At 70.2% G+C, this 8,866-nt stretch carries 7 protein-coding genes; 2 read left to right on the top strand and 5 right to left on the bottom strand.

Features of this window, described 5'->3' with window-relative positions:
• Positions 1-919 precede the first annotated feature (919 nt).
• Both bldC and ACGFRB_RS21100 read right to left on the bottom strand, forming a co-directional pair.
• Positions 920-1,126, bottom strand: coding sequence for a developmental transcriptional regulator BldC (gene bldC, locus ACGFRB_RS21105; RefSeq protein WP_020869672.1), 207 nt, complete (start codon positions 1,124-1,126; stop codon positions 920-922).
• A gap of 545 nt (positions 1,127-1,671) precedes the next feature.
• The gene (locus ACGFRB_RS21100; RefSeq protein ID WP_393244874.1) at positions 1,672-2,664 is read right to left on the bottom strand and encodes a hypothetical protein; all 993 of its coding nucleotides are present in this window, start codon (positions 2,662-2,664) and stop codon (positions 1,672-1,674) included.
• Between the two features lie 154 nt (positions 2,665-2,818).
• Between ACGFRB_RS21100 and ACGFRB_RS21095 the strand changes: the two genes are divergently transcribed.
• Both ACGFRB_RS21095 and ACGFRB_RS21090 read left to right on the top strand, forming a co-directional pair.
• Entirely contained in the window at positions 2,819-3,907 is a 1,089-nt protein-coding gene (locus ACGFRB_RS21095) for a Glu/Leu/Phe/Val dehydrogenase dimerization domain-containing protein (RefSeq protein ID WP_363003311.1), read from the top strand.
• A gap of 288 nt (positions 3,908-4,195) precedes the next feature.
• Entirely contained in the window at positions 4,196-4,453 is a 258-nt protein-coding gene (locus ACGFRB_RS21090) for a DUF3073 domain-containing protein (protein WP_361238278.1), read from the top strand.
• A gap of 370 nt (positions 4,454-4,823) precedes the next feature.
• Here the strand turns inward: ACGFRB_RS21090 and purM are convergent, their stop codons facing one another.
• The 3 genes from purM to ACGFRB_RS21075 all read right to left on the bottom strand — a co-directional run bounded on the left by purM (position 4,824) and on the right by ACGFRB_RS21075 (position 8,855).
• Positions 4,824-5,909 (bottom strand): phosphoribosylformylglycinamidine cyclo-ligase, encoded by a 1,086-nt coding sequence (gene purM / locus ACGFRB_RS21085; protein ID WP_363003313.1) that lies wholly within the window; start codon positions 5,907-5,909, stop codon positions 4,824-4,826.
• Between the two features lie 135 nt (positions 5,910-6,044).
• Positions 6,045-7,571: an amidophosphoribosyltransferase gene (purF, locus tag ACGFRB_RS21080; RefSeq protein ID WP_363003315.1), complete on the bottom strand. Its 1,527-nt coding sequence runs from the start codon at positions 7,569-7,571 to the stop codon at positions 6,045-6,047.
• A gap of 486 nt (positions 7,572-8,057) precedes the next feature.
• Positions 8,058-8,855 (bottom strand): sterol carrier family protein, encoded by a 798-nt coding sequence (locus ACGFRB_RS21075; RefSeq protein ID WP_393244871.1) that lies wholly within the window; start codon positions 8,853-8,855, stop codon positions 8,058-8,060.
• Positions 8,856-8,866 lie beyond the last annotated feature (11 nt).

Genomic DNA, 8,866 nt, shown 5'->3' with positions numbered 1-8,866 from the left:
TTGTTGTTTTTTTTTTGTTCCCCACCCCCCGTGTGTTTGGTTGGGGGCGGGTTAAATAGCCCCCAACGCCCCCCCCCCACCCCCCCCCCCCCCGGCGGGGGGCCCCCCTTCTCTCGTTTTACGGCTCCCGCTTCCCGGCCGGTCCGCGGCGGGCCGGCGGCGCCCCTCGTCCGTACGGTCCGGCCGTACGGCGCGTGGAGACCGCTCACGCGCCCCTGGCAGCCCTTCTGACGCCCCGTCCGGACCCGCCCGGCTTTCCCCGGCCTTCCCGGCGCCCCCGGCCTTCTCGCATGCGCTCACGCGCCCCGCGTCTTCGCGCCGTTCGCCCGCCGTTCGCCTGCGGCACTCCCGCCGCGCCCCCGCCACTCGCTCGCCGACCACTCGCCGACCACTCGCCGACCGTTCACCACCCGCTCGTCCGCCCGCCGTTTCCCGGGTGTTGGGCCCGATGCCCCTCAGGCGCCCCCTTCCGGCGCTACCTCGCGGCCCCGCCGGGCATCGAAGGACGAAGGTCCCGGCAAGGGATGACCAACGGCGAGTGGAGGGAGGTTCGGACGATGGAAAGCTGTTCTTGAGGGACGACCCATGGTGTGACGCGAGTCACTCAATCTCTTTCAGAAAGTTCCATGCTTACCCCTGCCCTACATACCTCCCATTTAATATGTGCAATTGCACGGGGTCTACGCGGGTCCACCAGGGATCGGCTCAGGAACTGTGGGGAGCGCACAAAAAAGATCGCGCCAGACCCGGCGGAGTCCAGCGCGATCGATGACGGAGGCCTGTTGGGGCAGGAGTCCATCGGCAGAGCTTGGGGTGGGCGACCGGGTTGGGGGTCCGGAATGCGCCCGATACTTCAAGGTGTTGCTGGTACTGCGGGTCGTGCGGTTGCTGCGGGGTGTCGCAAACTGCGGCGGTTGCCTCAGCCCTCGCTGCGCTGCTGCGGAATACCCGCAAGCAGGGCGCGGACCTCGGCCTCGCGGTACCGGCGGTGTCCACCCAGGGTGCGGATGGACGTGAGCTTGCCGGCCTTCGCCCAGCGGGTCACCGTCTTCGGGTCGACACGGAACATCGTGGCAACCTCGGCAGGGGTCAGCAGCGGCTCGGCATCAGGGGTGCGAGCGGTCATGAGCGGCCTCCTCGGGAGAACCGAACCTTCTCGGTTCTTTCCTCTAAATTCTGCACCTTGACCCGCGTTGCCCGAAATGGCAGAAGCGGGCCGAGTCGGTTATAGGACGAACGGCTTGTCCTCGGCACTACAACTACACCATCCGTCCAGCCGCGTCGGCCAAACCGATGGAATTGCCCTCGCAGGTGTTCATCAGCGGCGGAAGTCGATGGACCATGCCATAGCGGACAGTCACGCCGCCGTGACGATCAGTCACAGAGCGACCAGGAGCCGACAGACCCCCCATAGAGTGCAATGCTGAGCGTTCCGCCCATACTTGGGCGGAAGGAACCCTCCCCGGACTCCTTGTCCTATTTTGGCATGCGGATAGGCGTTGGGCGCAAGAGTGAATTAAGTGCAATCCGTCACGCTTGAGCCAAAGGCCCGGATCGGGACCTACGTCCCGTCCGCCTACCTCCAACGCCCCCTCGGAAGACCACCGAAGGGTCCGCCGACGTTTCGTCGATGAAGATCATTTACATCAGGTTGTCATGTCCTGTCGATGACTAATTCGCGAACTGCAGGTCCCGGACGGCCCGCCACCGCTCCGCGAACCGCTCGTAGGCCGCCATCGCGCCGTCGCCGTCGCCCGCCCGCAGCGCCTCGATGCCCTCCGCCACGTCCGCCGCCGAATGATCGGCGGCGAGCGCCTCCGCGCCGACCGCGTGCACCAGTCCCCCGTAGTCGAGCTCCACCAGCGCCCTCGGGTGGAACTCCTCCAGCCAGCGGCCCACGTCCACCAGACCCTCCGTCATCGGGCCCTCCTCGATGGACTCCCGCAGCGCCTTCAGCGCCCGCGCGAGCCGCCGCCGCGCCTGCGCCATCGACGTCCGGTACCGCAGCACCGGCGCCGCGCCGGGAACCGGCCGCGCCACGGCACCCGTCCCCTCCGAGCCCTCCCCCTCTTCCTCTCCGGCGTCCCCGCGCGCGTCCGGGACCGGCCCCGTTCCCGCGTCCACGCGCGCGTCCGCCGCGCCCCGGGGCACGTACTCCCGCTCCTCGTCCGTGAACAGCACGAACCAGCGCAGCGGCACCCGCCACGCCGCGTCACGGATCCACGGCCGCGCGTCCGGGTTGCCCGCCAGCCAGCGCTCGTGATCGGCCGTCAGCCGGGTCCGCACCACCGGCGGCAGCATCGCGTCGAGGAGAGGCGCCGGCAGCGCCTGGCCCTCCAGCTCCGCGAGGGCCAGCCAGCCGCGCAGCCGGGTGCGCCACGGACAGATCAGCACCGTGCCGTCCACCGCCGTCACGAAGGCCTCGCCGCTCTCCTCCGCGGGGACGGGGACCGGCGGTACCGGCACCAGCGCGGCCAGCGACCGCCGCAGCTCGGTCTGCGCGTCGGGCAGCTCCGCGACCGGCCGCCGGGCGTAGCGCGCCCAATGGCTCCGCTCCGGCTCCGGGAAGGCGGCCAGCGGCTCGTAGACCCGCAGATAACTGGCGTACGGGACGAGGACCGAGGAGGCCGCCGACGCCGAGGACTCCGAGGAGGGGACCGACATGTCGCAAATCCTTCCACGCGGATACGCCGAGGGAGGGTGATCCTCAGCACTGCGCCCCTCCTACGGCCAGGTAGCACTTACCCTCGACCCGACCTGGTCCCACCCCCACCCGCAGGGGGGACCTTCCGCCGCTTCGTACTTGGGAGTCACCACCGTGACCGATGTGACCGGCGCCCCGGACGTACTGCACACCCTGTTCCACTCCGAACAGGGCGGCCATGAGCAGGTCGTGCTGTGCCAGGACCGCCCCACGGGCCTCAAGGCCGTCATCGCCCTGCACAACACCGCCCTCGGCCCCGCCCTGGGCGGCACCCGCTTCTACCCGTACGCGTCCGAGGCCGAGGCGATCGCCGACGCGCTGAACCTGTCGCGCGGCATGTCGTACAAGAACGCCATGGCCGGCCTCGACCACGGCGGCGGCAAGGCCGTGATCATCGGCGACCCCGAGAAGATCAAGACCGAGGACCTGCTCCTCGCGTACGGGCGCTTCGTCGCCTCCCTCGGCGGCCGCTACGTGACGGCCTGCGACGTCGGCACCTACGTCGCCGACATGGACGTCATCGCCCGGACCAACCAGTGGACCACCGGCCGCTCCCCGGAGAACGGCGGCGCCGGCGACTCCTCCGTGCTCACCGCGTTCGGCGTCTTCCAGGGCATGCGCGCCTCGGCCCAGACCCTGTGGGGCGACCCGAGCCTGCGCGACCGCGTGGTCGGCGTCGCGGGCGTCGGCAAGGTCGGCCACTACCTGGTCGAGCACCTGATCACCGACGGCGCCCGGGTCGTGATCACCGACGTCCGCGAGGAGTCGGTACGCCGGATCACCGAGAAGTTCCCGCAGGTCGACGTCGTCGCCGACACCGACGCCCTGATCCGCGTCGAGGGCCTGGACGTCTACGCCCCGTGCGCGCTGGGCGGCGCCCTGAACGACGTGACCGTCCCCCAGCTCACCGCGGCCATCGTCTGCGGCGCGGCCAACAACCAGCTCGCGCACCCGGGCATCGAGAAGGACCTGGAGGCGCGCGGCATCCTCTACGCGCCCGACTACGTCGTCAACGCGGGTGGCGTGATCCAGGTGGCCGACGAGCTGCACGGCTTCGACTTCGACCGCTGCAAGACCAAGGCGGCGAAGATCTTCGACACCACTCTGGAGATCTTCGCACGTGCGAAGTCCGATGGTATTCCGCCGGCCGCCGCGGCCGACCGGATCGCCGAGCAGCGCATGGACGGGGCGCGCCGCGGCTGATCTTGACAGCGCCGGCCCGCCGAAGGGGAGCGTTTGGCGAGACTTCGCTCACGCCGATCGGCGGGTCGGACCTCAAGAAGAGGTTAAAATCGCGACTGACCAGCAAGGACGGGGCACCTCAAAGGTTCTGTACCGGGGTATGTGATGCGCGCGGCGTACCGTAGACCCGAGGAAACAGGTACCGTTGAAGCCCTACGGGCCGGTCTCTCTGTCGAGAGTCCGTTCCGACTCATGAACGCGTGTCAAGACTCTGGGGCCGTCGAGCCCCGTCACCGAGGGGGTCGAGCCATGGGGCGCGGCCGGGCAAAGGCCAAGCAGACGAAGGTCGCCCGCCAGCTGAAGTACAGCAGCGGCGGGACCGACCTGACACGTCTGGCTAACGAGCTGGGCGCTTCGACGACTTCGAGCCAGCCGCCGAATGGCGAGCCGTTCGAGGACGACGACGAGGAAGACGACCCGTACGCGCAGTACGCGGATCTCTACAACGCCGACGACGAGGACGAGGACGACCAGTCCGGTCCGGCGTCCAGTCGGCGTCGCGCTTGACCTTCTTCACACTGAAACCCGGTCCGGGGCTCCGGACCGGGTTTCTGCGCTTTGGGCGCCTGTACGGGGCGTGAGGGTCCTGTGACGCCGTGCTGCCCGCCCCGGCGGACGTCTCCACTCACTGGGCCAGGGGCCGCAGGGCGCTCCCCTGAGGCCGTACGGATCCCCGTGCCGGGGCCCCTGGGCCCCTGGCTCCCGAGCCCTGGCTCCCGGGCCGAGCGCGGTCAGGCCAGGTCCCGGTCAGGCCAGGCCAGCTCCAGGACAGGCCGTGGCGCGGGCGCGGTGCGGTCCGACCCGGTAGGGCGCGTGTTCGATGCAAAAGGAATGCGGTGCAAAGGAAAAGGGCCCCCGGAGGGGCCCTCTCGTTCTGCTACTTGGCGTAGTCCCCGACCAGCTCCGCGCCGGTCTCCTTGTCACCGCGTTCGGTGATCTCACCGGCGACCCAGGCGTCCACGCCCCGGTCGGCCAGTGTCGTCAGGGCCGCGTCCACCGAGTCGGCGGGCACGACGGCCATCATGCCGACGCCCATGTTCAGCGTCTTCTCCAGCTCCAGCCGCTCGACCCGCCCCGCCGTGCCGACCAGGTCGAACACCGCGCCCGGGGTCCAGGTGGAGCGGTCCACCACCGCGTGCAGTCCGTCCGGTACCACCCGGGCCAGGTTGGCCGCGAGACCGCCGCCCGTGATGTGGCTGAAAGCGTGCACCTCGCTGGTGCGGGTGAGCGCCAGGCAGTCGAGCGAGTAGATCCGGGTCGGCTCCAGGAGCTCCTCGCCGAGGGTCCGGCCGAACTCCTCGACCTGCTGGTCGAGGGTCATGCCCGCGCGGTCGAAGACCACGTGGCGGACGAGCGAGTACCCGTTGGAGTGAAGACCGGAGGAGGCCATCGCGATGACCGCGTCCCCCGTACGGATGCGATCGGCGCCGAGCAGCCGGTCGTACTCCACGGCGCCCGTACCGGCGCCGGCCACGTCGAAGTCGTCCGGGCCGAGCAGACCCGGGTGCTCCGCCGTCTCGCCGCCGACCAGGGCGCAGCCGGCCAGCACACAGCCCTCGGCGATGCCCTTGACGATGGCGGCGATCCGCTCGGGGTGCACCTTGCCGACGCAGATGTAGTCGGTCATGAAGAGCGGCTCGGCGCCGCAGACGACGATGTCGTCCATGACCATGGCGACCAGGTCGCGGCCGATCGTGTCGTACACGCCCATCTGGCGGGCGATGTCGACCTTCGTGCCGACGCCGTCGGTCGCCGAGGCGAGCAGCGGCCGCTCGAAGCGCTTGAGGGCGGAGGCGTCGAAGTAGCCGGCGAAGCCGCCGAGGCCGCCGAGGACCTCGGGACGCTGCGTCTTCTTCACCCACTGCTTCATCAGCTCGACGGCGCGGTCGCCCGCCTCGATGTCGACGCCCGCGCTCGCGTAGCTGGCGCCGCCTTCGGCAGAAACGGTCTCGGTCTCGGGCATGAGGAGGACTTTCTGTCGTACTGCGGGGGCTTGCGGGGGCCGCCGGGCCGCCCGGCCGTCACAGGGCCGGAGGGGTCCGATGGCCGGTACGGGGTACGGGGCCGGCCGGGACCGGCCCCGTCCTCCGCGCGGGTCCTACGGTCGGCGCAGGGCGTCGGCGGCCGCGGTGGCGGCGGGGCCCGCCGCCAGCTCGGTCTCCAGGAGCTGCTTGCCGAGCAGCTCGGGGTCCGGCAGCTCCATCGGGTACTCGCCGTCGAAGCAGGCGCGGCACAGGTTCGGCTTCTGGATCGTGGTCGCCTCGATCATCCCGTCCAGCGAGATGTACGAGAGCGAGTCCGCGCCGAGCGACGCGCCGATCTCCTCGACCGTCATGCCGTTGGCGATCAGCTCCGCGCGGGTCGCGAAGTCGATGCCGAAGAAGCAGGGCCACTTCACCGGCGGCGAGGAGATCCGGATGTGGACCTCGGCGGCGCCGGCCTCGCGGAGCATGCGGACCAGGGCGCGCTGGGTGTTGCCGCGGACGATCGAGTCGTCGACGACCACCAGGCGCTTGCCCTTGATCACTTCCTTGAGCGGGTTCAGCTTCAGCCGGATGCCCAGCTGGCGGATGGTCTGCGAGGGCTGGATGAAGGTCCGGCCGACGTACGCGTTCTTGACCAGACCGGCGCCGAACGGGATGCCGGAGGCCTCCGCGTAACCGATGGCGGCGGGGGTGCCGGACTCCGGCGTCGCGATCACCAGATCGGCCTCGACGGGAGCCTCGGCGGCGAGCTTGCGGCCCATCTCCACCCGGGAGAGGTAGACGTTCCGGCCGGCGATGTCGGTGTCCGGGCGCGCCAGGTAGACGTACTCGAAGACACAGCCCTTGGGCTTCGCTTCCGCGAATCGCTGGGTGCGGATGCCGTTCTCGTCGATGGCGATCAGCTCGCCCGGTTCGATCTCCCGGACGAAGCTCGCGCCGCAGATGTCGAGCGCGGCGGTCTCGGAGGCGACGACCCAGCCGCGCTCCAGACGGCCGAGCACCAGCGGGCGGATGCCCTGCGGGTCACGGGCCGCGTAGAGCGTGTGCTCGTCCATGAAGACGAGGGAGAAGGCGCCCCGGACCTCGGGGAGGATCTTCGCGGCGGCCTGCTCGATGGTGAGCGGCTTGCCGTCCTCGTCCACCTGGCCCGCGAGCAGCGCGGTGACCAGGTCGGTGTCGTTGGTGGCGGCGACCTGGGTGGCCCGGCCCTCCTTCTTGGGGAGGTCGGCGACCATCTCGGCGAGCCGCGCCGTGTTCACCAGATTGCCGTTGTGGCCGAGCGCGATCGAGCCGTGGGCGGTCGCCCGGAACGTCGGCTGCGCGTTCTCCCACACGGAAGCCCCGGTGGTCGAGTAGCGGGCGTGACCGACCGCGATATGACCCTGGAGGGAACCGAGAGAAGTCTCGTCGAAGACCTGGGAGACAAGTCCCATGTCCTTGAAGACGAGGATCTGGGAGCCATTGCTGACCGCGATTCCCGCGGATTCCTGACCCCGATGCTGAAGGGCGTACAGCCCGAAATACGAGAGCTTTGCGACCTCTTCACCCGGAGCCCAGACACCGAAGACGCCACAAGCGTCCTGGGGGCCTTTCTCCCCGGGGAGCAGATCGTGATTGAGTCGACCGTCTCCGCGTGGCACGCCACCGAGTGTAGGCGAGATCGGCCACTGGTCCGAATGAACGAATGACCCGTGATACAGCCGAGGGAGTCTGCTCGTACGAAAATACGAACCGACCTTCCGTTGCCTGTCGGAGCCCACAAAGCAAGCGCCCCAAGGGTTACCGACCGGTCGGCGCCCCCGCCTCCCCGCCGGACTCCCGCCCGGGAGGGGGCCGTCAGAGGGCCCGGATGTGACGGAGTACACGACGGGAGGGGGCTGCTGACACCCCGACAGGGCCTGGAAACGGCTTCCGGAGTGGCTGGATCCGATCGCTTCCAGGGCCGATCGGGTGGGGATCGGCCCGCCGGGGTGCACTTCCGGGGCCTTGGGTGAGCGAGCGGGCCACCTGGACGAACCTACGAATGCGGAGCGTGCGGACCCGTGTGCGCGGGCCCGCTTCGTCCAGCCGTCTCAGGCCTACCGTCTTTCGCGGAAAATAAGGGAGTCAGGCGGCGCGCTCCCGGGTCAGCGCATCAGCGGCAACAGCCCCTCCAGATCGGCCCGCTCACCACTCGCCGAGACCCGCGCCGCGTCCCGCTCCGCCGCCCACACCACCCGGCCGGTCGCGAGCCGGATCCAGGTCAACGGATCGGTCTCGACGACGTTGGGCGGGGTGCCGCGGGTGTGCCGGGGCCCCTCCACGCACTGCACCACCGCGTACGGCGGGATCCGCACCTCCACCGCGCCGCCCGGCGCCTTCGCGGCCAGCGCGTCCGCGAGCAGCCGCGTGCAGGCGGCCAGCGCCTGCCGGTCGTACGGGATCTCCACCCCGGTCGCGGCGCTCAGATCGTCGGTGTGCACGACGAGTTCGACGGTCCGGGTGACGACGAAGTCCGCGAGCGTCATGGCGCCGAAGCCCATCTCGATCAGCCGCTCGCCGGTGGCGCCGGCCACCGCCTCCTCGTACTCCCGCGCCGAGCGGTCGAGCAGCTTCGCGGGGTCGGACGCGTCGATGCTCCGGGTGAAGTCGTCGATCCGCCCGGCGAGCGGATCGGTGACGAACGGCCAGTCGAGCAGCGCGACTTCCTGGCGGGCCGGCTCCGGCCGGGCGAGGAGCCGCGGCACACAGCCGACCATCCACGACAGATGCGCGACCAGTTCCCGCACCGTCCATTCCCCGAGCCGGGTCGGCCCGTCGAACGTTTCCGGAGGCAACGCCCGTACCGCGTCGCACACATGCCCGAGCTGGGCGAGGACGGCGGCCTGGGTCTTCGTGGAGTCGTAACGACGGACGCGCTGGGCGTTCTTCTTGGCAGGCGGCATGGTCCGAGCCT

Origin of the sequence: Streptomyces sp. NPDC048718 (genome assembly GCF_043198875.1) — a bacterium.
Classification (GTDB): Bacteria; Actinomycetota; Actinomycetes; order Streptomycetales; family Streptomycetaceae; genus Streptomyces.
Note: the sequence above shows the minus strand (reverse complement) of the source record. Positions and strands in the feature narration are given on the sequence as shown.

What these genes read in the sequence shown, in the direction of transcription:
- bldC (WP_020869672.1), bottom strand. Translation starts at nt 1,126, where the DNA reads ATGACCGCTCGCACCCCTGATGCCGAGCCGCTGCTGACCCCTGCCGAG.
- ACGFRB_RS21100 (WP_393244874.1), bottom strand. Translation starts at nt 2,664, where the DNA reads ATGTCGGTCCCCTCCTCGGAGTCCTCGGCGTCGGCGGCCTCCTCGGTC.
- ACGFRB_RS21090 (WP_361238278.1), top strand. Translation starts at nt 4,196, where the DNA reads ATGGGGCGCGGCCGGGCAAAGGCCAAGCAGACGAAGGTCGCCCGCCAG.
- purM (WP_363003313.1), bottom strand. Translation starts at nt 5,909, where the DNA reads ATGCCCGAGACCGAGACCGTTTCTGCCGAAGGCGGCGCCAGCTACGCG.
- ACGFRB_RS21075 (WP_393244871.1), bottom strand. Translation starts at nt 8,855, where the DNA reads ATGCCGCCTGCCAAGAAGAACGCCCAGCGCGTCCGTCGTTACGACTCC.